16 protein-coding genes are annotated in these 21,870 nt (G+C 71.0%); 15 read left to right on the plus strand and 1 reads right to left on the minus strand.

Annotated features, from left to right (window positions below):
• Nucleotides 1-4 precede the first annotated feature (4 nt).
• From BLW57_RS28335 to BLW57_RS28405, 14 genes are all read left to right on the plus strand, one after another.
• Nucleotides 5-1,969, plus strand: a complete 1,965-nt coding sequence (locus BLW57_RS28335) for a peptidoglycan D,D-transpeptidase FtsI family protein (protein ID WP_305656976.1) — start codon at nucleotides 5-7, stop codon at nucleotides 1,967-1,969.
• Nucleotides 1,970-2,146: 177 nt separating this feature from the next.
• The gene (locus BLW57_RS28340; protein ID WP_093478366.1) at nucleotides 2,147-3,667 is read left to right on the plus strand and encodes a UDP-N-acetylmuramoyl-L-alanyl-D-glutamate--2,6-diaminopimelate ligase; all 1,521 of its coding nucleotides are present in this window, start codon (nucleotides 2,147-2,149) and stop codon (nucleotides 3,665-3,667) included.
• A gap of 4 nt (nucleotides 3,668-3,671) precedes the next feature.
• Nucleotides 3,672-5,087, plus strand: a complete 1,416-nt coding sequence (murF, locus tag BLW57_RS28345; protein ID WP_093478367.1) for a UDP-N-acetylmuramoyl-tripeptide--D-alanyl-D-alanine ligase — start codon at nucleotides 3,672-3,674, stop codon at nucleotides 5,085-5,087.
• The gene (mraY, locus tag BLW57_RS28350) at nucleotides 5,087-6,157 is read left to right on the plus strand and encodes a phospho-N-acetylmuramoyl-pentapeptide-transferase (RefSeq protein ID WP_093478369.1); all 1,071 of its coding nucleotides are present in this window, start codon (nucleotides 5,087-5,089) and stop codon (nucleotides 6,155-6,157) included. The genes murF and mraY overlap by 1 nt, the downstream gene beginning before the upstream one ends.
• The gene (gene murD / locus BLW57_RS28355; RefSeq protein WP_176985763.1) at nucleotides 6,139-7,581 is read left to right on the plus strand and encodes a UDP-N-acetylmuramoyl-L-alanine--D-glutamate ligase; all 1,443 of its coding nucleotides are present in this window, start codon (nucleotides 6,139-6,141) and stop codon (nucleotides 7,579-7,581) included. The genes mraY and murD overlap by 19 nt, the downstream gene beginning before the upstream one ends.
• A gap of 68 nt (nucleotides 7,582-7,649) precedes the next feature.
• Nucleotides 7,650-9,011 (plus strand): putative lipid II flippase FtsW, encoded by a 1,362-nt coding sequence (gene ftsW, locus BLW57_RS28360; RefSeq protein ID WP_093478372.1) that lies wholly within the window; start codon nucleotides 7,650-7,652, stop codon nucleotides 9,009-9,011.
• A 6-nt stretch (nucleotides 9,012-9,017) separates the two neighbouring features.
• Nucleotides 9,018-10,106 carry an undecaprenyldiphospho-muramoylpentapeptide beta-N-acetylglucosaminyltransferase gene (gene murG / locus BLW57_RS28365; RefSeq protein ID WP_093478373.1) on the plus strand — a complete coding sequence of 363 codons (1,089 nt, stop codon included), beginning with the start codon at nucleotides 9,018-9,020 and terminating at the stop codon, nucleotides 10,104-10,106.
• Nucleotides 10,107-10,132: 26 nt separating this feature from the next.
• Entirely contained in the window at nucleotides 10,133-10,927 is a 795-nt protein-coding gene (locus BLW57_RS28370) for a cell division protein FtsQ/DivIB (protein ID WP_093480930.1), read from the plus strand.
• Between the two features lie 280 nt (nucleotides 10,928-11,207).
• The gene (gene ftsZ / locus BLW57_RS28380) at nucleotides 11,208-12,422 is read left to right on the plus strand and encodes a cell division protein FtsZ (protein ID WP_093478376.1); all 1,215 of its coding nucleotides are present in this window, start codon (nucleotides 11,208-11,210) and stop codon (nucleotides 12,420-12,422) included.
• The gene (gene pgeF / locus BLW57_RS28385; RefSeq protein WP_093478378.1) at nucleotides 12,419-13,147 is read left to right on the plus strand and encodes a peptidoglycan editing factor PgeF; all 729 of its coding nucleotides are present in this window, start codon (nucleotides 12,419-12,421) and stop codon (nucleotides 13,145-13,147) included. Before ftsZ ends, pgeF begins: the two co-directional genes overlap by 4 nt.
• Nucleotides 13,148-13,153: 6 nt before the next feature.
• Nucleotides 13,154-13,873 carry a YggS family pyridoxal phosphate-dependent enzyme gene (locus tag BLW57_RS28390; RefSeq protein ID WP_093478379.1) on the plus strand — a complete coding sequence of 240 codons (720 nt, stop codon included), beginning with the start codon at nucleotides 13,154-13,156 and terminating at the stop codon, nucleotides 13,871-13,873.
• 128 nt (nucleotides 13,874-14,001) lie between these two features.
• Entirely contained in the window at nucleotides 14,002-14,643 is a 642-nt protein-coding gene (locus BLW57_RS28395) for a cell division protein SepF (RefSeq protein ID WP_093478381.1), read from the plus strand.
• A 59-nt stretch (nucleotides 14,644-14,702) separates the two neighbouring features.
• The gene (locus BLW57_RS28400; protein ID WP_093478382.1) at nucleotides 14,703-14,990 is read left to right on the plus strand and encodes a YggT family protein; all 288 of its coding nucleotides are present in this window, start codon (nucleotides 14,703-14,705) and stop codon (nucleotides 14,988-14,990) included.
• Between the two features lie 52 nt (nucleotides 14,991-15,042).
• The gene (locus tag BLW57_RS28405; RefSeq protein ID WP_093478384.1) at nucleotides 15,043-16,206 is read left to right on the plus strand and encodes a DivIVA domain-containing protein; all 1,164 of its coding nucleotides are present in this window, start codon (nucleotides 15,043-15,045) and stop codon (nucleotides 16,204-16,206) included.
• Between the two features lie 183 nt (nucleotides 16,207-16,389).
• Here the strand turns inward: BLW57_RS28405 and ileS are convergent, their stop codons facing one another.
• Nucleotides 16,390-19,527, minus strand: coding sequence for an isoleucine--tRNA ligase (gene ileS / locus BLW57_RS28410; RefSeq protein WP_093478385.1), 3,138 nt, complete (start codon nucleotides 19,525-19,527; stop codon nucleotides 16,390-16,392).
• 594 nt (nucleotides 19,528-20,121) lie between these two features.
• Here ileS and BLW57_RS43165 point away from each other — a divergent pair.
• Nucleotides 20,122-21,867, plus strand: a complete 1,746-nt coding sequence (locus BLW57_RS43165; protein ID WP_093478387.1) for a TraR/DksA C4-type zinc finger protein — start codon at nucleotides 20,122-20,124, stop codon at nucleotides 21,865-21,867.
• The last annotated feature ends 3 nt before the right edge of the window (nucleotides 21,868-21,870 follow it).

Below are 21,870 nucleotides of genomic sequence, written 5' to 3' on the forward strand. Positions count from 1 at the left end.
GGAAGTGTCCGACAGGGAACCGCCGCGCCGCCGCGTGCCCGCGCCCGCCAGGCCACCCCGGCCGCGGGAGGCCGTCCGGCGCCGGCCCGGGCCCGCCGCCCGCCCGGCCCGCCGCCCGGGCGGGTCCCGGCCCATGCCCCCGCCGCCGCTCCGGCTCGGCAGCCCCCGGCCCCGGCTGCGCCTGGTCGCCCTCGCCCTGACCCTGGTGCTGCTCGCGTTCGTCGTCCGGCTGCTCCAGGTCCAGGCCGTCGACGCGAGCGCCTACGCGGCCCGCGCCGAGCAGAACCGCTACGTGGTCCACACCCTGGCGGCCGAACGCGGCGGCATCACCGACCGCAACGGCGTGGCCCTCGCCATCAGCGAGGACGCCTACGACATCACGGCCGACCCGACGATGTTCCGGGCCAAGCAGCTGAAGGTCGACGACGGCCCCGAGCAGGCTGCCACGCTGCTCGCGCCGATCCTCGGCCAGGACCGGGACAAGCTCGTCAAGAAGCTCCGGCCCGCCAACCCCGACTCCCGCTACGCCCGGCTCGCCACCCGGCAGACTCCGCAGGTCTGGAAGCAGATCAAGGACCTCAAGAGCGCGCTCACCAAGAAGTCCGAGACGGACCGCGGCACCGTCAACGTGCTGGCCGGCGTCTTCGCCGACCCCAGCAGCCAGCGCGTGTACCCCAACGGCGATCTCGCCGCCGGGATACTGGGCTGGGTCAACGCCGACGGCAAGGGCGGCGGCGGCATCGAGCAGCAGCTGGACAAGCAGCTCTCCGGCAAGGACGGCAAGGTCCGCTACGCCCAGTCCGGCGGCCGCGAGGTGCCCACGGCAGGGTCCACGGAGACGCCCGCCGTGCCCGGTTCCGACGTCGAGCTCACCATCGACCGCGACATCCAGTGGGCGGCGCAGAACGCGATCAGCGAGCAGGTGAAGAAGTCCAAGGCCGACCGCGGGTACGTCGTCGTCCAGGACACCCGCACCGGACAGGTCCTGGCCATGGCGAACTCTCCCGGCTTCGACCCGAACGACCTGTCGAAGGCCGACGGCGACGCCATGGGCAACGCGGCCCTCCAGGACGCCTACGAGCCCGGCTCCACGGCGAAGGTCATGTCGATGGCGGCCGTGCTGGAGCGGAACGTGGCGACCCCGCTCACCCACGTCGTCGTACCCAACCGGCTGCACCGCGGGGACCGTCTCTTCCAGGACGACATCGACCACGCCACCTGGAACCTCACGCTGAACGGCGTCCTCGCCAAGTCCAGCAACATCGGCACCATCCTGGCCACCGGCGAACTCGGCAAAACGCAGCCCGAGGCCAACAAGGTCCTCTACTCGTACCTGCGCAAGTTCGGCATCGGCGGCTACACCGGGCTCGACTTCCCCGGCGAGACCCGCGGCATCCTCGCCCCGCCGCAGAAGTGGTCCACCTCGCAGCAGTACACGATCCCCTTCGGCCAGGGCTTCTCCATCAACGCGATGCAGGCCGCCTCCGTGTACTCGACCATCGCCAACGGCGGCGTCCGGGTCGAGCCGTCCCTGCTGCGGGGCACCAAGGGCGCCGACGGGCGCTTCACCCCGGCGCCGAAACCCGAGGAGACCCGGGTGGTGGGCGCCAAGACCGCCAGGGAACTCGCCCGGATGCTGGAGTCCGTCGTGGACGACGAGCAGGGCACCGGCGTGAAGGCCCGCATCCCCGGGTACCGGGTCGCGGGCAAGACCGGCACGGCCAACCGTGTGGATCCGGCCACCGGCAGGTACCGCGGCTACACGTCGTCGTTCGCCGGTTTCGCGCCCGCGGACAAGCCGCGCATCACCGTCTACTGCGCGATCCAGAACGCCACCGTCGGCAGCTACTTCGGCGGCCAGATCTGCGGGCCCATCTACAAGCAGGTGATGGAGTTCGCCCTGAAGACCCTCCAGGTCCCGCCGACCGGCGCGAAGTCCGCCAGCCTGCCCGTCGACTACAAGCCCTGATCAAGCCGTGATCAGCGCCCCGGAAACACCAGGAACGAGCTCGTGACAACGATCACCCCGAACGCCGGGAACCAAGGGGCCGAGAACCCTCCACTTCGCTCCGGAGCGGGTGCGCCCGGTACGCTCACCGCCGTGCCACACGCTGATCAGTCCCAAACCACCCAGAAGGGCGCTTCCGTGACATATCCGGGACCGCCGCGACCGGTTCAGGTCTCCGCCACACCCCTCGCGGAGCTCGCCGATCAGCTGGGTACCGCCGCACCCGCCGACTCCGCCGGGATCACGGGGATCACCCACGACTCGCGCGCCGTCCGCCCCGGCGACCTCTACGCCGCGCTGCCGGGCGCCCGCCTGCACGGAGCCGACTTCGTCACCCAGGCCGCCGGCCTGGGCGCGGCCGCCGTGCTCACCGACCCGACGGGCGCCGAACGCGCCGCCGCGACCGGACTGCCGGTCCTGGTCGTCGACGACCCGCGCACGCGGATGGGCGAACTGGCGGCGACCATCTACGGCCGGCCGGGCCGCGGACTGCTCCAGATCGGCATCACCGGCACCTCCGGCAAGACCACCACCGCCTACCTGGTCGAGGGCGGCCTGAGGACCACCCGCAGCACCGGCCTCATCGGCACCGTCGAGATGCGGATCCGCGACGAGCGCATCAAGTCCGAGCGCACCACCCCCGAGGCCACCGACCTCCAGGCCCTGTTCGCCGTCATGCGTGAACGCGGCGTCGAGGCGGTCGCCATGGAGGTCTCCAGCCACGCCCTGGTCCTCGGCCGGGTCGACGGCTGCGTCTTCGACATCGCCGTGTTCACCAACCTCAGCCCGGAACACATGGAGTTCCACTCCGACATGGAGGACTACTTCCGGGCCAAGGCACAGTTGTTCACCCCGCGGCGCAGCAAACTCGGCGTCGTCAACGCCGACGACGAGTACGGCCGCCGGCTCGCCGCCGAGGCGACCGTCCCGGTCGTCACGTACTCCGCCGAGGGCCACCCCGACGCCGACTGGCGCGCCGAGGGGGTCGAGGTCGGTCCCATGGACTCGACGTTCACCGTCGTCGGCCCCCAGGGCGAGCGGGTGCACGCCAGGTCGCCGCTGCCGGGGCCCTTCAACGTGGCGAACACCCTCGCCGCGATCGTCGCCCTCGCCGTGGCCGGAATCGACCCGCAGGTCGCCGCCGACGGCGTCGCGGCCGTGCCGGGCGTCCCCGGCCGGCTGGAGCGCGTCGACGCCGGGCAGCCCTACCTCGCGGTCGTCGACTACGCCCACAAGACCGACGCGGTCGAGTCGGTGCTCAAGGCGCTGCGCAAGGTCACCAAGGGCCGTCTGCACGTCGTCCTCGGCTGCGGCGGCGACCGCGACCAGACCAAGCGCGCCCCGATGGGCGCCGCCGCGGCCCGGCTGTCCGACACGGCCGTGCTGACCTCCGACAACCCCCGCTCCGAGGACCCGCTCGCGATCCTCGCGACCATGCTCCAGGGCGCGGCCTCCGTGCCCGCGCACGAGCGCGGCGAGGTGCTCCTCTTCGAGGACCGGGCCGCCGCGATCGCCGCCGCAGTCGGCCGGGCGCAGCCCGGCGACACCGTGCTGGTCGCGGGCAAGGGCCACGAGCAGGGCCAGGACATCGCCGGCGTGGTCCGTCCCTTCGACGACCGCCAGGTGCTCCGCGAAGCTATCCAGAAGACCCAGGGATGAACTTGTGATCGCCCTCTCCCTCGCCGAGATCGCAGAAGTCGTCGGCGGGCAGACGCACGACATACCGGATCCGTCCGTCCAGGTCACGGGACCGGTGGTCCGGGACTCCCGCGAGGTGGTCCCCGGCAGCCTGTTCGCCGCCTTCGTCGGCGAGCGCGTGGACGGCCACGACTACGCGGCTCAGGTCACCGGGGCAGGTGCGGTCGCCGTGCTGGCGTCCCGGCCGGTCGGTGTCCCCGCGATCGTGGTCGAGGACGTGCAGACCGCCCTCGGCGCCCTCGCCCGGCACGTCGTACGCCGGCTCGGCGCCACCCTCGTCGCCCTGACCGGCTCCGCGGGCAAGACCAGCACCAAGGACCTCATCGCCCAGGTGCTCGGGCGCAAGGCGCCGACGGTGTACACGCCGGGCTCGCTCAACAACGAGATCGGGCTGCCGCTGACCGCCCTGTCCGCCACCGAGGAGACGAAGTTCCTCGTGCTGGAGATGGGCGCCCGCGGCATCGGACACATCCAGTACCTCGCCGGACTGACGCCCCCGCGGATCGGCCTGGTGCTCAACGTCGGCACCGCCCACATCGGCGAGTTCGGCGGCCGTGAGCAGATCGCCCAGGCCAAGGGCGAACTCGTCGAGGCGCTGCCCCCGGCGGCGGACGGCGGTACGGCGGTCCTCAACGCCGACGACCCGCTGGTCCGGGCGATGGCCTCCCGTACCAAGGCGAAGGTGGTCCTTTTCGGAGAGTCGGCCGAAGCGGACGTACGCGCCGAGAACGTGCGACTCACGGACAGCGGACAGCCCGCCTTCAGGCTTCACACACCCTCCGGTGCAAGCGATGTGACCATGCGCCTGTACGGTGAGCACCACGTGTCGAACGCGCTCGCCGCGGCCGCCGTCGCCCATGAGCTGGGCATGTCCGCGGAAGAGATCGCTCTCGCGCTCTCCGAGGCGGGCTCCCTCTCCCGCTGGCGGATGGAGGTCACCGAGCGCCCGGACGGCGTGACCATCGTCAACGACGCCTACAACGCCAACCCCGAGTCCATGCGGGCCGCCCTTCGGGCGCTCGCGGCCATGGGCAAGGGGCGCCGCACGTGGGCGGTGCTCGGCAAGATGGCCGAGCTGGGGGACGAGGCGCTCGCCGAGCACGACGCCGTCGGACGGCTCGCCGTCCGGCTCAACGTCAGCAAGCTCGTCGCCGTCGGGGGGATTGAGGCCTCCTGGCTGCAACTGGGCGCATATAACGAGGGTTCGTGGGGTGAGGAGTCGGTGCACGTGTCCGACGCACAGGCGGCGATCGACCTGTTGCGCAGCGAGTTGCGCCCGGGGGACGTCGTACTCGTGAAGGCGTCCCGTTCGGTGGGGCTGGAGAGCGTTGCCCAGGCGCTCGTCGAGTCCGGTGCCGAGGGTGAGGTTGCCGCCCGATGATGAAGCAGATTTTGTTCTCGGGAGTCATTGGCCTCTTCCTGACGCTGGTCGGCACTCCGCTGCTGATCAAGCTGCTGGCCCGCAAGGGCTACGGCCAGTACATCCGCGACGACGGCCCACGCGAGCACGCCAGCAAGCGCGGTACGCCGACCATGGGTGGCATCGCCTTCATCCTGGCGACGATCGCCGCGTACTTCCTGAGCAAGCTCATCACCGGTTACGCGCCGACCTACTCGGGTCTGCTGGTCCTCGGCCTGATGTCCGGCATGGGCCTGGTCGGCTTCCTCGACGACTACATCAAGATCGTCAAGCGGCGTTCGCTGGGCCTGCGGGCCAAGGCGAAGATGGCCGGCCAGCTGATCGTCGGCATCGGCTTCGCGGTGCTGTCGCTGATGTTCTCCGACGCCCGCGGCAACACCCCGGCCTCCACCAAGCTGTCCTTCATCACGGACTTCGGCTGGTCGATCGGCCCGGTGCTGTTCGTGGTCTGGGCGCTGTTCATGATCCTCGCCATGTCGAACGGCGTGAACCTGACCGACGGTCTGGACGGCCTCGCCACCGGCGCCTCCGTCCTCGTCTTCGGCGCCTACACGTTCATCGGCGTCTGGCAGTTCCAGGAGTCCTGCGCCAACGCGCAGACCCTGACCAACCCGGGCGCCTGCTACGAGGTGCGCGACCCGCTCGACCTGGCCGTGATCGCCTCCGCGCTGATGGGCGCCTGCCTGGGCTTCCTGTGGTGGAACACCTCGCCCGCGAAGATCTTCATGGGCGACACCGGCTCGCTCGCCCTCGGCGGCGTCCTCACCGGCCTGGCCATCCTCTCCCGCACGGAGCTGCTGGTGGCCATCATGGGCGGCCTGTTCGTCCTCATCACCATGTCGGTCGTCATCCAGGTCGGCTCGTTCCGGCTCACCGGCAAGCGCGTCTTCCGGATGGCGCCACTCCAGCACCACTTCGAACTCAAGGGCTGGTCCGAGGTCCTCGTGGTGGTCCGATTCTGGATCATCCAGGGTATCTGTGTGATTGTCGGACTCGGCCTCTTCTACGCAGGATGGGCAGCGGACAAGTGACCTCCTCGGTGCCTTCGGGGACCTTCGAACTCCAGGGCAAGCACGTCACCGTCGCCGGGCTCGGCGTCTCCGGCGTCCCGGCGGCCAAGGTGCTGCACGCGCGCGGGGCGGTCGTCACGGTCGTCAATGACGGTGACGACGCACGCGCGCGCGAACAGGCCGCGGAGCTGGAGGCGCTCGGGATCACCGTGCGCCTCGGCGACGGCGCGACCCTGCCCGAGGGCACCGAGCTGATCGTCACCGCGCCCGGCTGGAAGCCCGACAAGCCGCTGTTCCTGGCGGCCGGGAAGGCCGGCGTGCCCATCTGGGGCGACGTCGAGCTGGCCTGGCGCCTGCGGGGACCCGACGCGGCCCCCTGGCTGGCCGTGACGGGCACCAACGGCAAGACCACCACCGTGCAGATGCTCGCCTCCATCCTCGCGGCCGCGGGCCTGCGCACGGCCGCCGTCGGCAACATCGGCGTCTCCCTGCTGGACGTGGTCCTCGGCGAGGAGCGGTACGACGTGCTCGCCGTGGAGCTCTCCAGCTACCAGCTGCACTGGGCGCCCTCCCTGCGCGCCCACTCCGCGGCCGTCCTCAACCTCGCCCCCGACCACCTCGACTGGCACGGCTCCATGGAGGCGTACGCCGCCGACAAGGGCCGCGTCTACGAGGGCAACCAGGTGGCATGCGTCTACAACGTGGCCGACGGGCGCACCGAGGACCTGGTGCGCGAGGCCGACGTCGAGGAGGGCTGCCGCGCCGTCGGGTTCACCCTCGGCACGCCCGGGCTCTCCCAACTCGGCGTCGTGGAGGGCATCCTCGTCGACCGCGCCTTCGTGCCGGACCGGCACAAGAACGCGCAGGAGCTGGCCGAGGTCTCCGACGTCAACCCGCCGGCCCCGCACAACATCGCCAACGCCCTTGCCGCGGCGGCCCTCGCGCGCGCCTTCGGGGTGCCCGCCGCCGCCGTCCGCGAAGGCCTGCGGAACTTCCGTCCCGACGCGCACCGCATCGCGCACGTGGCCGACATCGACGGGGTCGCGTACGTCGACGACTCCAAGGCGACGAACACCCATGCCGCGGAAGCCTCGTTGGCGGCATATGAACCGATCGTATGGATTGCGGGCGGTCTGGCGAAGGGCGCGACCTTCGACGAACTCGTCGCCACGTCGGCCAAGCGGCTGCGCGGCGCCGTCCTGATCGGTGCCGACCGCGCGCTGATCCGCGAGGCCCTCGCGCGACACGCCCCGGAAGTACCCGTGGTGGACCTCGACCGGACCGACACTGGGGCGATGCTCCAGGCGGTGACGGAAGCGAAGCGGCTCGCTCAGCCCGGCGACACGGTGCTGCTGGCCCCGGCCTGCGCCTCCATGGACATGTTCACCAACTACAACCAGCGCGGTGACGCTTTCGCGGCGGCGGTCCGCGAACTGCGCGCCTGACCCCGGCCGCCCGCCGGGCGGATCTAGGGAGGGACGCGTGGGACGGTCGACGCGCAGCGGAGGCGCCGATGCCCAGTAGCCGTACCGGCCGGCCACCCGTGCAGCGGGCGTCCCGGCGCCCGGCCGTGTCCCGTCCCGCGCGCGAGAACCCCGTACAGCGCTTCTACGGGCGCGCGAAACGGGCCTGGGACCGGCCGCTGACCGCCTACTACCTGATCCTCGGCGGCAGCGTGCTGATCACCGTGCTGGGTCTGGTGATGGTCTACTCGGCCTCCCAGATCACCGCGCTGCAGCTGTCGCTGCCCGGGTCGTACTTCTTCCGCAAGCAGGCGCTCGCCGCGCTCATCGGCGGCGCGCTGCTGTTCGCCGCCTCCCGGATGCCGGTGAAGCTGCACCGGGCCCTGGCCTACCCGATCCTCGCCGGCGCCGTGTTCCTGATGGTCCTGGTGCAGGTACCCGGGATAGGGATGGCGGTCAACGGGAACCAGAACTGGATCTCCCTCGGCGGCTCCTTCCAGATCCAGCCCAGCGAGTTCGGCAAGCTCGCCCTCGTGCTGTGGGGCGCGGACCTGATCGCCCGCAAGCAGGACAAGAAGCTGCTGACCCAGTGGAAGCACATGCTGGTGCCCCTGGTGCCGGTCGCCTTCATGCTGCTCGGGCTGATCATGCTCGGCGGCGACATGGGCACCGCGATCATTCTCACGGCGATCCTGTTCGGCCTGCTCTGGCTCGCGGGCGCGCCGACCCGGCTGTTCGCCGGCGTGCTGTCGATCGCCGGCCTGATCGGTGTGGTCCTGATCAAGACCAGCCCCAACCGGATGGCCCGTCTCGCCTGCATCGGCGCCACGGAACCCAAGGCGGGCGTCGCCGACTGCTGGCAGGCCGTGCACGGCATCTACGCCCTGGCCTCCGGCGGACTCTTCGGATCCGGTCTCGGCGCAAGTGTGGAAAAATGGGGCCAACTCCCCGAAGCCCACACCGACTTCATCTTCGCCGTCACCGGTGAGGAACTGGGCCTGTCGGGGACGCTGTCGGTACTCGCCCTGTTCGCGGCTCTAGGCTATGCGGGTATCCGCGTGGCCGGACGCACGGAGGACCCCTTCGTGAGGTACGCCGCGGGAGGTGTGACCACCTGGATCACCGCCCAGGCGGTGATCAACATCGGTGCGGTGCTCGGCCTGCTGCCGATCGCCGGCGTCCCCCTCCCGCTGTTCTCCTACGGAGGGTCCGCCCTGCTGCCGACCATGTTCGCCATCGGGTTGCTGATCGCCTTCGCGCGCGACGAGCCCGCTGCGCGGGCGGCGCTTGCGACGCGGCAACCTCGCTTTGGTAGAAAGCGGGCGGGAGGCTCCGGTGCCGAGCGGGGGCCTCGGAGATGGAACACGATGCGACGGCGTGCCACAGCGGCGCGTTCGTCCGGAGAGCGGTGAATTTCGGTGCATGTCGTACTCGCCGGTGGGGGGACCGCCGGCCACATCGAGCCAGCGCTCGCCCTCGCGGACGCCCTGCGCAGGCAGGACCCGACCGTGGGAATCACGGCCCTGGGCACGGAGCGCGGTCTGGAGACGCGGCTCGTCCCGGAGCGCGGCTACGAGCTGGCGCTGATCCCGGCGGTGCCGCTGCCGCGCAAGCCCACCCCTGAACTGATCACGGTCCCGGGCCGGCTGCGCGGCACGATCAAGGCCGCCGAGCAGATCCTGGAGCGCACCAAGGCGGACGCCGTGGTCGGCTTCGGCGGCTACGTCGCCCTGCCCGCCTACCTGGCCGCCAAGCGGCTCGGTGTGCCCATCGTGATCCACGAGGCCAACGCCCGCCCGGGCCTGGCCAACAAGATCGGCTCGCGATACGCGGCCCGGGTCGCCGTCTCCACCCCGGACAGCAAGCTGCGCGACGCCCGCTACATCGGCATCCCGCTGCGCCGCTCGATCGCCACCCTGGACCGCGCCGCCGTGCGCCCGGAGGCACGCGCCCGATTCGGCCTCGACCCGAACCTGCCCACGCTGCTCGTGTCCGGCGGCTCCCAGGGCGCCCGGCGGCTGAACGAGGTCGTCCAGCAGGTCGCCCCGTGGCTCCAGCAGGCCGGCATCCAGATCCTGCACGCGGTCGGCCCGAAGAACGAACTGCCGCAGGTGCACCAGATGCCGGGGATGCCCCCCTATCTCCCGGTAAGTTACCTGGACCGGATGGACCTCGCGTACGCCGCGGCCGACATGATGCTCTGCCGCGCGGGCGCGATGACCGTCGCCGAACTCTCCGCCGTCGGGCTCCCGGCCGCCTACGTCCCGCTGCCCATCGGCAACGGCGAACAGCGGCTGAACGCCCAGCCGGTGGTCAAGGCGGGCGGCGGGCTCCTCGTCGACGACGCGGAGCTCACGCCCGAGTGGGTGCAGCAGAACGTCCTGCCCGTGCTCGGCGACCCGCACCGGCTCTACGAGATGTCCCGCGCGGCAAGCGAGTTCGGCCGCCGGGACGCCGACGAACTGCTCGTCGGCATGGTGTACGAGGCGATCGCCTCACGCCGTTAGGACCATATGACGAAAGGGCAGTGAGCGTGGCCGGACCGACGACCGCCGAGCGCGGTGACCGCCAGCAGGAGTCGTCCGGCCCGCCGCCCGCCCGGGGGCTCGGAGGGCGGCGCCTGCGCGCGCTCGCCGTCCTGGCCGTGCTCGTCATCCTCCTGGGCGCCGGTGGCACTTGGGCGCTGTACGGCTCCCACTGGCTGCGCGTCGGGCACGTCTCGGTGTCCGGCACGCGTGTGCTGACCCCGGCGGAGGTGCGCGAGGCGGCCGCCGTTCCGGTGGGTGCCCCGATGATTTCCGTCGGCACGGACACCATCGAAGCCCGACTTCGCCGGAAATTGCCCCGAATTGACACCGTCGACGTGGTGCGTGCCTGGCCGCACGGAATCGGCCTGAAAGTGGTGGAGCGCACTCCGGTGCTGCTTGTCCGAAAAGGCGGCGATTTCGTCGAAGTCGACGACGACGGTGTCCGGTTCGCCACGGTTCCGGACGCGCCGAGGGGCGTTCCGATGCTGGAAATGTCCGTCTCGCGCACCGGTTCGGGCGCCGCGAGTTTCCGGCGCTTCGGGACCGACCGGCTCGTGGTCGAGGCGGTCCGGGTCGCCGGTGAGCTGCCGGCCGCGGTCGCACGGGGCACCCGGGCCGTCCAAGTCCGCTCCTACGACGCCATCTCGCTGGCCCTGGCCGACGGGCGCACGGTCGCCTGGGGAAGCGGCGAGAACGGCCGCGCCAAGGCACGAGCCCTCACAGCACTCATGAAAGCAGCTCCCGGTGCGCGGCACTTCGACGTGAGTGTCCCCACCGCCCCTGCGTCATCGGCGAGTTGACGCACATCAGCGCAGGCCAGCACCCTGGTTGGGCACCGCTACGGCTGATCACATAGGGTGAAAAGAAAAACGGGAGGTTCGGCGTGTTCGTTGAACGGGCGCCACTTGTCGACTTAGTGTCCTGTTCAGAGACTTCAAGGAACAGACACACTGGTAACCCTAAACTTCAGGGTTAGGGTTCGGGTCGGCGCTACGGACCGTCCCATTCGGCATCTGTCGTACCGGCGCGGGGAACCCCGCACCGCGACGACAACGTAATTCGAGGCGAGAGGCCTTCGACGTGGCAGCACCGCAGAACTACCTCGCAGTCATCAAGGTCATCGGTGTCGGCGGCGGTGGTGTCAATGCCATCAACCGGATGATCGAGGTCGGTCTCAAGGGCGTCGAGTTCATCGCCATCAACACCGACGCACAGGCGCTGTTGATGAGCGACGCCGACGTCAAGCTCGACGTCGGCCGTGAACTCACCCGCGGACTCGGCGCCGGAGCCAACCCGGCCGTCGGCCGCAAGGCCGCCGAGGACCACCGCGAGGAGATCGAGGAGGTCCTCAAGGGGGCCGACATGGTCTTCGTGACGGCCGGTGAGGGCGGCGGCACCGGCACCGGCGGCGCGCCGGTGGTGGCCAACATCGCGCGCTCCCTCGGCGCCCTCACCATCGGTGTGGTGACGCGCCCGTTCACCTTCGAGGGACGGCGCCGCGCGAACCAGGCCGAGGACGGCATCGCAGAACTGCGCGAAGAGGTCGACACCCTCATCGTCATCCCCAACGACCGGCTGCTGTCCATCTCGGACCGCCAGGTCTCGGTCCTGGACGCCTTCAAGTCCGCGGACCAGGTCCTGCTCTCCGGTGTCCAGGGCATCACCGACCTCATCACCACCCCCGGTCTGATCAACCTCGACTTCGCCGACGTCAAGTCGGTCATGTCCGAGGCCGGTTCGGCCCTCATGGGCATCGGTTCGGCCCGCGGCGACGACCGGGCGGTGGCCGCGGCCGAGATGGCGATCTCCTCGCCGCTGCTGGAGGCGTCCATCGACGGCGCCCGCGGTGTGCTGCTCTCCATCTCCGGCGGCTCCGACCTCGGCCTCTTCGAGATCAACGAGGCCGCCCAGCTGGTCAGCGAGGCCGCCCACCCCGAGGCCAACATCATCTTCGGCGCGGTCATCGACGACGCCCTCGGCGACGAGGTCCGGGTCACCGTGATCGCGGCCGGCTTCGACGGCGGCCAGCCGCCGGCCCGCCGGGACAACGTGCTCGGCTCGGCCTCCGCCTCCTCGTCCTCCGCGCCCCGCCGCGACGAGCCAGCCCCGGCGCGGCCGGCCGAGCCCAGCCGCCCGTCCTTCGGCTCGCTCGGCAGCGTGAAGCCGAAGGAGGAGCCGGAGCAGGCGCCCGAGCCGGTGGCCGAGATCCCGGTCGTCCCGCCGGTCACCCCGGCCCCCCGCACCTACACGGACAGCGGGGCCGAGGAGCTGGACGTGCCGGACTTCCTCAAGTGATAGGACAGCGCGAGAGCGTGAGCGGCGCGCACTTCGCCTTCACCGACCGGTGGGGCGGGGTGAGCGCCGCTCCGTATGAGGAGCTCAACCTCGGCGGCGCGGTCGGCGACACGCCCGAGGCGGTGCGGGGCAACCGGGAGCTGGCGGCGAAGTCGCTGGGCCTGGAAGCCGGCCGGGTCGTCTGGATGAACCAGGTGCACGGCGCCGACGTGGCCGTGGTCGACGAGCCCTGGGGTGAGCGGCCGGTGCCGGAGGTGGACGCGATCGTCACCGTCCGTCGCGGACTCGCACTCGCGGTCCTCACCGCCGACTGCGTGCCGGTACTGCTGGCCGACCCCGTCGCCGGGGTGGTGGCCGCCGCCCACGCCGGCCGGCCCGGCATGACCAAGGGGGTCGTCACCGCCGCCGTGCGGGCCATGACCGGACTCGGTGCCGAACCGGAGCGCATCGTCGCCCGCACCGGACCGGCCGTGTGCGGCCGGTGTTACGAGGTGCCGGAGCAGATGCGCGCAGAGGTGGCCGCCGTCGAGCCGGCGGCGCACGCTGTAACCGGCTGGGGCACGCCGGCGGTCGACGTGAGCGCCGGGGTGCACGCGCAGCTCGACCGGCTCGGGGTGTGCGACCGGGCGCAGTCGCCGGTGTGCACGCTGGAGTCGGACGACCACTTCTCGTACCGCCGTGACCGCACGACCGGGCGGCTCGCGGGCTATGTGTGGCTGGACTGATGGGGCATGACGGACCGTAGAACCGAACTCGCCGCGAATCTGGCGAAGGTGGAGGAGCGCATCACCGCCGCGTGCGTGGCGGCCGGGCGCGAGCGGGAGGAGGTGACCCTGATCGTGGTCACCAAGACCTACCCGGCGAGCGATGTGCGGATCCTGTCGGAGCTCGGCGTGCGCCACGTCGCCGAGAACCGCGACCAGGACGCGGCGCCGAAGGCGCAGGCCTGTGCCGATCTGCCCCTCTCGTGGCACTTCGTCGGCCAGCTCCAGACCAACAAGGTCCGCTCCGTGGTCGGATACGCCGACGTCGTGCAGTCCGTCGACCGCTCCCGGCTGGTCACGACGCTGTCGAAGGAGGCGGTGCGGGCCGGGCGCGAGGTGGGCTGCCTGATCCAGGTCGCGCTCGACGCCGGCGCGAGCGGCCGCGGCGAGCGCGGTGGGATCGGCCCCGACGGAATCGAAGAGTTGGCCGATCTGGTGGCGCGGGCCGACGGGCTGCGGCTCGACGGACTGATGACCGTCGCCCCGCTCTCCGGGGAGTACGCGGGGCGCGAACAGGCGGCGTTCGGGCGGCTCATGGATTTGTCGACTGACCTGCGCCGAGCCCATCCGGCTGCAACCATGGTGTCCGCAGGGATGAGTGCGGACCTCGAACAGGCCGTGGCGGCCGGAGCGACACATGTGCGCGTCGGCACTGCGGTACTCGGAGTCCGACCCAGGCTCCGGTAACGTCGCCAAGAAGTCGGACCACAGCAGAAAATATGGTCAATGCCTAGGGAACCGGGCACAACGACCTCGTGGATCGCAGGCACTTGGCAGTCGTCAGCCGATCCACCACAGAGCGGAGGACTCAGAGCATGGCCGGCGCGATGCGCAAGATGGCGGTCTACCTCGGCCTCGTGGAGGACGATGGGTACGACGGCCGCGGATTCGACCCCGACGACGACTTCGAGCCCGAACTGGACCCGGAGCCCGAGCGGGACCACCGACGGCACGAGCCGTCCCACCAGGCGCACGGTGCACATCAGTCCCAAAGGGACGAAGAGGTGCGAATCGTGCAACCGCCCGCGCAGCGCGAGCCGATGGCCCGAGCGACCTCGCTCGCCGCGGAATCCGGACGTCCGGCGCGTATCGCGCCCGTGGCATCCATCACACAAGAACGCCAGTCCCTGGAGAAGAACGCACCGGTGATCATGCCCAAGGTCGTGTCGGAACGAGAGCCGTACCGGATCACCACGCTTCACCCCCGGACGTACAACGAGGCCCGTACCATCGGGGAACACTTCCGTGAGGGCACCCCGGTGATCATGAATCTGACTGAGATGGATGACACAGACGCAAAGCGACTTGTCGACTTTGCGGCCGGTTTGGTGTTTGGTCTTCACGGCAGCATCGAGCGGGTGACGCAGAAGGTGTTCCTGTTGTCTCCTGCTAACGTCGATGTCACGGCGGAGGACAAGGCCCGCATCGCAGAGGGCGGGTTCTTCAACCAGAGCTGAGAAGCACCACCAGACCAAGTGCGGAAGAGCACGGAGCAGGGGAGAGGGAAACGCAGGCCATGAGCGTGTTCGCGCAGGTGATCTACATCGCGCTGATGGTGTTCCTCGTCGTGCTCATCTTCCGGCTGGTCATGGATTACGTGTTCCAGTTCGCCCGCTCGTGGCAACCCGGCAAGGCGATGGTGGTCGTACTGGAGGCCACCTACACTGTCACCGATCCACCGTTGAAGCTTCTGCGGCGGTTCATCCCGCCGCTGCGTCTCGGGGGCGTGGCGCTCGACCTGTCCTTCTTCGTGCTGATGATCATCGTCTACATTCTCATCTCCCTCACGAGCCTAGCGAGATGAATGTGGACGATACGGTCTTGCCGACTGCCGATGACTACGTTGAGGTGAAGAGATGCCGTTGACCCCCGAGGACGTGCGGAACAAGCAGTTCACGACCGTCCGCCTCCGAGAAGGCTATGACGAGGACGAGGTCGATGCCTTCCTCGACGAGGTCGAAGCCGAACTGACCCGTCTGCTCCGCGAGAACGAGGACCTGCGCGCCAAGCTGGCCGCGGCCACGCGCGCTGCTGCCCAGAACCAGCAGAACATGCGCAAGCCTCCGGAGCAGGACCAGCAGCATCCTCAGCAGCAGGGCATGCGAGGTCCCGGCGCGCCGGTGCCCGCCGGCATATCGGGCCCGCCGCAGCAGCAGATGGGTGGCCCCATGGGTGGCCCGCCCCAGCTGCCGAGCGGTGCCCCGCAGCTGCCTGCCGGCCCCAGCGGCCAGGGCGGCCCGCAGGGTCCCGGCCCGATGGGTCAGGGTCCGATGGGCCAGGGTCCGATGGGTCAGGGTCCGATGGGTCAGGGCCCCATGGGTCAGGGCCCCATGGGCGGTCAGCCGCCCATGCAGCAGCAGATGGGTGGCCCGATGGGCGGCCCCATGGGCGGTCCGATGGGCGGCCCCGGTCAGGGCCCCGGTGGCGACAGCGCCGCCCGTGTCCTCTCGCTGGCTCAGCAGACCGCCGACCAGGCGATCGCCGAGGCCCGCTCCGAGGCCAACAAGATCGTCGGTGAGGCCCGCAGCCGCGCCGAGGGTCTGGAGCGTGACGCCCGCGCCAAGGCCGACGCCCTGGAGCGGGACGCGCAGGAGAAGCACCGCGTCGCCATGGGCTCCCTGGAGTCCGCCCGCGCCACGCTGGAGCGCAAGGTCGAGGACCTGCGCGGCTTCGAGCGCGAGTACCGCACGCGTCTGAAGTCGTACCTCGAGTCCCAGCTGCGTCAGCTGGAGACCCAGGCCGACGACTCCCTGGCGCCGCCGCGTACTCCGGCGACCGCGTCGCTGCCGCCGTCCCCGGCGCCCTCCATGGCTCCGGCCGGCGCGAGCGCCCCGTCCTACGGCGGCAACCAGACGATGGGCGGCTCGTCCGCTCCGTCCGCCCCGTCCTACGGCGGCCAGCAGCAGATGACCCCGGCCATGACCCAGCCCATGGCCCCGGTCCGTCCGCAGGGTCCGTCCCCGATGGGCCAGGCTCCCTCGCCGATGCGCGGGTTCCTGATCGACGAGGACGACAACTGAGCACCGGGCACGGTGTGTAGTACGCCATAGGCGTCGGCAGAGTTCAGGGCGGGACCCCGGATCGCACGATCCGGGGTCCCGCCCTTTTTACGCGTGTTGAGACCGGCTCCTGGAGAAGGGCCCGGACACGGAGAAGGGCCCGGCCTCCGAACGGAGACCGGGCCCTTCTCCGGAGTCGGGCGCCTACGCCTTGCGCAGTCGGAAGACCAGGCTCAGCCCCTCGTCCGTGAAGGCGGATCCGTACGTGTCGTCGGCGTCGCCCTGCGCGAAGTCGGCGGCCAGCACCTCATCGGCGATCAACTCGCTGTGCTCGGACAGCGCGGCGATCACCGCGGGGTCGGTCGAGGTCCAGCGCAGCGCGATCCGGTCGGCCACGTCGAGGCCGCTGTTCTTGCGGGCCTCCTGGATCAGCCGGATCGCGTCACGGGCCAGACCGGCCTGCCGCAGCTCTTCGGTGATCTCCAGGTCCAGGGCGACCGTCGCGCCGGAGTCGGAGGCCACCGACCAGCCCTCGCGCGGGGTCTCGGTGATGATCACCTCGTCCGGGGCGAGAGCGACCGTCTCGCCGTCGACCTCCACGGACGCCGTGCCCTCGCGCAGCGCGAGGGACAGCGCGGCCGCGTCGGCGCCGGCGATCGCCTTGGCCACGTCCTGCACCCGCTTGCCGAACCGCTTGCCGAGCGCCCGGAAGTTGGCCTTGGCGGTGGTGTCCACCAGGGAACCGCCGACCTCGGACAGCGACGCCAGGGCGGAGACGTTCAGCTCCTCGGTGATCTGCGTGTGCAGCTCGCGGTCCAGGGAGTCGAAACCGCTCGCCGCGATCAGCGCGCGGGACAGCGGCTGGCGGGTCTTGACGCCCGACTCCGCGCGCGTGGCGCGGCCCAGCTCCACCAGCCGGCGCACCAGAACCATCTGCCGGGACAGCTCCGGGTCGATGGCGGAGAGGTCCGCCTCCGGCCAGGGGGCCAGGTGCACGGACTCCGGCGAGCCCGGGGTGACCGGGACGATCAGGTCCTGCCACACCCGCTCGGTGATGAACGGGGTGATCGGCGCCATCAGCTTGGTGACCGTCTCCAGCACCTCGTGCAGAGTGCGCAGCGCGGCCTTGTCGCCCTGCCAGAAGCGGCGGCGCGAACGGCGGACGTACCAGTTGGACAGGTCGTCCACGAACGCCGAGAGCAGCTTGCCGGCGCGCTGGGTGTCGTACGCCTCCAGCGCCTGGGTCACCTGGTCGGTGAGCGCGTGCAGCTCGGACAGCAGCCAGCGGTCGATCAGCGGGCGCTCGGCCGGGGCCGGATCCGCGGCGCTGGGCGCCCAGTTCGACGTACGGGCGTACAGGGCCTGGAAGGCGACCGTGTTCCAGTACGTGAGGAGCGTCTTGCGGACGACCTCCTGGATGGTGCCGTGGCCGACCCGGCGGGCCGCCCACGGGGAGCCGCCGGCCGCCATGAACCAGCGGACCGCGTCCGCGCCGTGCTGGTCCATGAGCGGGATCGGCTGCAGGATGTTGCCCAGGTGCTTGGACATCTTGCGGCCGTCCTCGGCGAGGATGTGGCCGAGGCAGACGACGTTCTCGTACGACGACTTGTCGAAGACCAGGGTGCCGACGGCCATCAGCGTGTAGAACCAGCCGCGGGTCTGGTCGATCGCCTCGGAGATGAACTGGGCCGGGTAACGGCTCTCGAACAGCTCCTTGTTCTTGTACGGGTAGCCCCACTGCGCGAACGGCATAGAACCCGAGTCGTACCAGGCGTCGATGACCTCCGGCACGCGCGTGGCGGGCTTCGCGCACTGCGGGCACGCGAAGGTGACGTCATCGATGAACGGGCGGTGCGGGTCGAGGGCCGACTGGTCCGTGCCGGTCAGCTCGGTCAGCTCCGCGCGGGAGCCGACGCAGGTGAGGTGGTCGTCCTCGCAGCGCCAGATCGGCAGCGGGGTGCCCCAGTAGCGGTTGCGGGACAGCGCCCAGTCGATGTTGTTGTTCAGCCAGTCGCCGAAGCGGCCGTGCTTGACCGTGTCCGGGAACCAGTTGGTGCCCTCGTTCTCCTGGATGAGGCGGTCCTTGATCGCCGTCGTGCGGATGTACCAGGAGGGCTGCGCGTAGTAGAGCAGCGCGGTGTGGCAGCGCCAGCAGTGCGGGTAGCTGTGTTCGTACGGCAGGTGCTTGAAGAGGAGGCCGCGCTGCTGAAGGTCCTCGGTGAGCCGTTCGTCCGCCTTCTTGAAGAAGACGCCGCCGACCAGCGGGACGTCCTCCTCGAAGGTGCCGTCCGGGCGGACCGGGTTGACCACGGGCAGGCCGTAGGCGCGGCAGACCTTGAGGTCGTCCTCACCGAAGGCCGGGGACTGGTGGACCAGGCCCGTACCGTCCTCGGTCGTCACGTACTCGGCGTTCACCACGTAGTGCGCCGGCTCCGGGAACTCCACGAGCTCGAACGGGCGCCGGTAGGTCCAGCGCTCCATCTCGGCGCCGGTGAAGGACTGGCCGGTCGGCTCCCAGCCCTCGCCGAGCGCCTTGGCGACCAGCGGCTCGGCGACGACGATCTTCTCCTGGCCGTCGGTCGCGACGACGTAGGTGACCTCGGGGTGCGCGGCGACCGCCGTGTTGGACACCAGGGTCCAGGGGGTCGTCGTCCACACCAGCAGCGAGGCCTCGCCGGCGAGCGGGCCGGAGGTGAGCGGGAAGCGGACGTACACGGACGGGTCGACGACCGTCTCGTAGCCCTGGGCCAGCTCGTGGTCGGACAGGCCGGTGCCGCAGCGGGGGCACCAGGGGGCGACGCGGTGGTCCTGGACCAGCAGCCCCTTGCCGAAGATCTCCTTCAGCGACCACCACACCGACTCCACGTACTCGGGGTCCATGGTGCGGTAGGCGTCGTCCAGGTCGACCCAGTAGCCCATGCGGGTCGTCAGCTCGGCGAAGGCGTCGGTGTGCCGGGTCACGGACTCACGGCACTTGGCGTTGAACTCGGCGATGCCGTACGCCTCGATGTCCTGCTTGCCGGAGAAGCCCAGCTCCTTCTCGACGGCCAGCTCGACGGGCAGGCCGTGGCAGTCCCAGCCGGCCTTGCGGGCCACGTGGTAGCCGCGCATGGTGCGGAAGCGGGGGAAGACGTCCTTGAAGACGCGCGCCTCGATGTGGTGGGCGCCCGGCATGCCGTTGGCGGTGGGCGGCCCCTCGTAGAACACCCATTCCGGGCGGCCCTCGGACTGCTCCAGGCTCTTGCTGAAGATCTTCTGGTCGCGCCAGAAGTCGAGCACCGCGTGCTCAAGCGCGGGCAGGTCGACCTGGGCGGGCACCTGGCGGTACGTCGGCGCTGTCATCTGCGAGCATCCTCCAACGGACTTGCTGCCTTCCGTCGGAGGGACGAGAGCCTTCGTTCCTGTCTACGCCGTGTGCGGCGCGCTCCCGCGGTACCACCCTCCTTGGCCCTCCGCCGCGCCGTACACGCCGGTGAGCCCCCTCATTGGGGTCGCGAAGCCGGTTCTACTCGCCTCGGCCCGTGGGCTGCGGCTTTCCTCCGGCGGCTCCGGGGTGATCTTCACGTCGCGCTGACCCCCGGGCTCACACCGTCCCCGGGTCGCTCTCGGCCGCCTACGCCGCTACTCGTCCCCATCCACGCTTTTCGCTCCGCCCAGTGTACGGCGCCGCGCGGACCGTGGCCGACCGGATTTCCGGGTGGTGGGAGCACCGGCCGGGGTGACCCGAATGGCGAGGGGGTGGCCGGGCTCCTGCCGTGCGGGTACGGCTCGGCGGATTACCCGGCGGGGAGCTGGGCACAACGGATGCAGGCCCGCTGCGCGGGGGGTGCGGGCGGGCGAATCGGGCGGTGTGCCCCGTTGCCGCGGGACTCAAGTCGATTTATCGTCCCAGCACGATTCGCGTGCGAGATCACAATATGTGAAGGGGCCGCGGCCATGGTGGCGAAAAAGACCGCCGTAGAGCAGCCGGCGACCAGCCGGCCCAGGGGCGCGGCCGCCTCCGGCGCCGAGAAGAAGGGCACGCGCGCGGGGGCGCCGAGCACGGCGGCGAAGGAGACGGCCGCGACCGCGAAGAAGAGGGCCGTGCGGGGGTCGGCCGAGGCGACGGTCACTGCACACGCGGACGACCGGAAGACCGCGGGGAAGAAGCAGGCCGGAAAGGCCGCGGCGAGGACGAGGCCCTTCGACGAGAGGACGGGCGTCGCCGAGAGCACGGCTGCGGAAGGCACCCCCGCGCGTACGGCGGCCTCGCGGACGGCCGCGAAGAAGCCACGGGCCAGGACGACACCGGACGAGAGGGCGGCCGCTGAGAAGCGGCCGGGCGACGCGGTGCCCGCCAGGAAGCCGCGGGCCGAGAAGGCCAGGGCCCACGAGCCGCCGACCGGAAGGGCGCCCGCCGAGAAGGCGACGGCCCACGAGCCGCCGACCGGAAAGGCGTCCGCCGAGAAGGCGACGGCCCATGAGCAGCCGGGCGACCGGTCACGGGCCGGCAAGGCCCCGGCGGGGAAGGCTCCGGGTCACGAGCCGTCCGCCGAGAAGGGGGCGGGCAAGGAGGCGGTCGGCGGGAAGTCGTCGGCCGGGAAGGCTTCGGCTCACAAGCCTTCGGCCGGGAAGTCGCAGGCCGACAGCGCGACGGCCCACGAGCCGGTGGCTGAGACGCAGCAGGCTGCGGGCGGGAAGGCGCGCGCCGGGAAGCGGCCGGGCGGAAGGACGACAGCCACGAAGCAACGGGCCGACAAGCCGCGGACCCACGAGCCCGCGGCCGAAGAGACGCCCGCCGTGACGGCATCGGCTCACAAGCCGCCGGCCGAAGAGACGCCCGCCGTGACGGCATCCGCCCGCAAGACGCCGTCCGAGGAGCCGCGGGCCGTGGAGGCACCGGCCCGCAGGACGCCGGCCGAGAAGTCACGGGCTGGGAAGGCGGCCGGGAAGACGACGGCTCACCGGGCGGCGGCCGGGAAAGCGCAGGGCGGCGAAGCACAGGCGAAGACGCCGGCCAGGAAGGGGACGGGCAGGAAGGCTGTCGCCGGGAAGGTCGTGGCGGACAGGCCGGCGGAGGGAGGGCCGGCCGACGAGAGGCCGGCGGCGAGGAAGGTCGCCGCCGGGAAGGCGGACGGTGCGGACGTCTCCACGAGGGCGGCCGCGAAGAGCACGGCCAAGGAAGCGGGCGCGGCGCGGGCCGCAAGGCAGACGGGAGCCACGACAGTGGTTGCGAAGAAGACTCCTGGCACGGCCACGACGGCGCAGTCCGCCGTTCCCAAGGCGCGGGTCGCCGCGGCGGATCCCGGCGAGCTGGCGGTGCGCCCCGGCGAGGACCCCTGGACCCCGCAAGAGGTCGACGAGGCCCGCGCCGAGCTGCTGTCGGAGGTGGAGCGGCTGCGGACCGAGATCAGCACCTCCGAGGCGTCCCTCGTGGGCCTGATGCGCGACTCCGGGGACGGCGCGGGCGACGACCAGGCCGACACCGGCACCAAGAACATCACGCGCGAGCACGAGATGGCGCTGGCCGCCAACGCGCGCGAGATGCTGACCCAGAACGAGCACGCCCTGGAACGCCTGGACTCGGGCACCTACGGCCTGTGCGAGAACTGCGGGAACCCCATCGGAAAGGCCCGCATGCAGGCCTTCCCGCGAGCCACCCTGTGCGTGGAGTGCAAGCAGAAGCAGGAACGCCGCTCCTGAGCA

The organism is Streptomyces sp. 1222.5, assembly GCF_900105245.1.
Taxonomy (GTDB): Bacteria; Actinomycetota; Actinomycetes; order Streptomycetales; family Streptomycetaceae; genus Streptomyces; species Streptomyces albidocamelliae.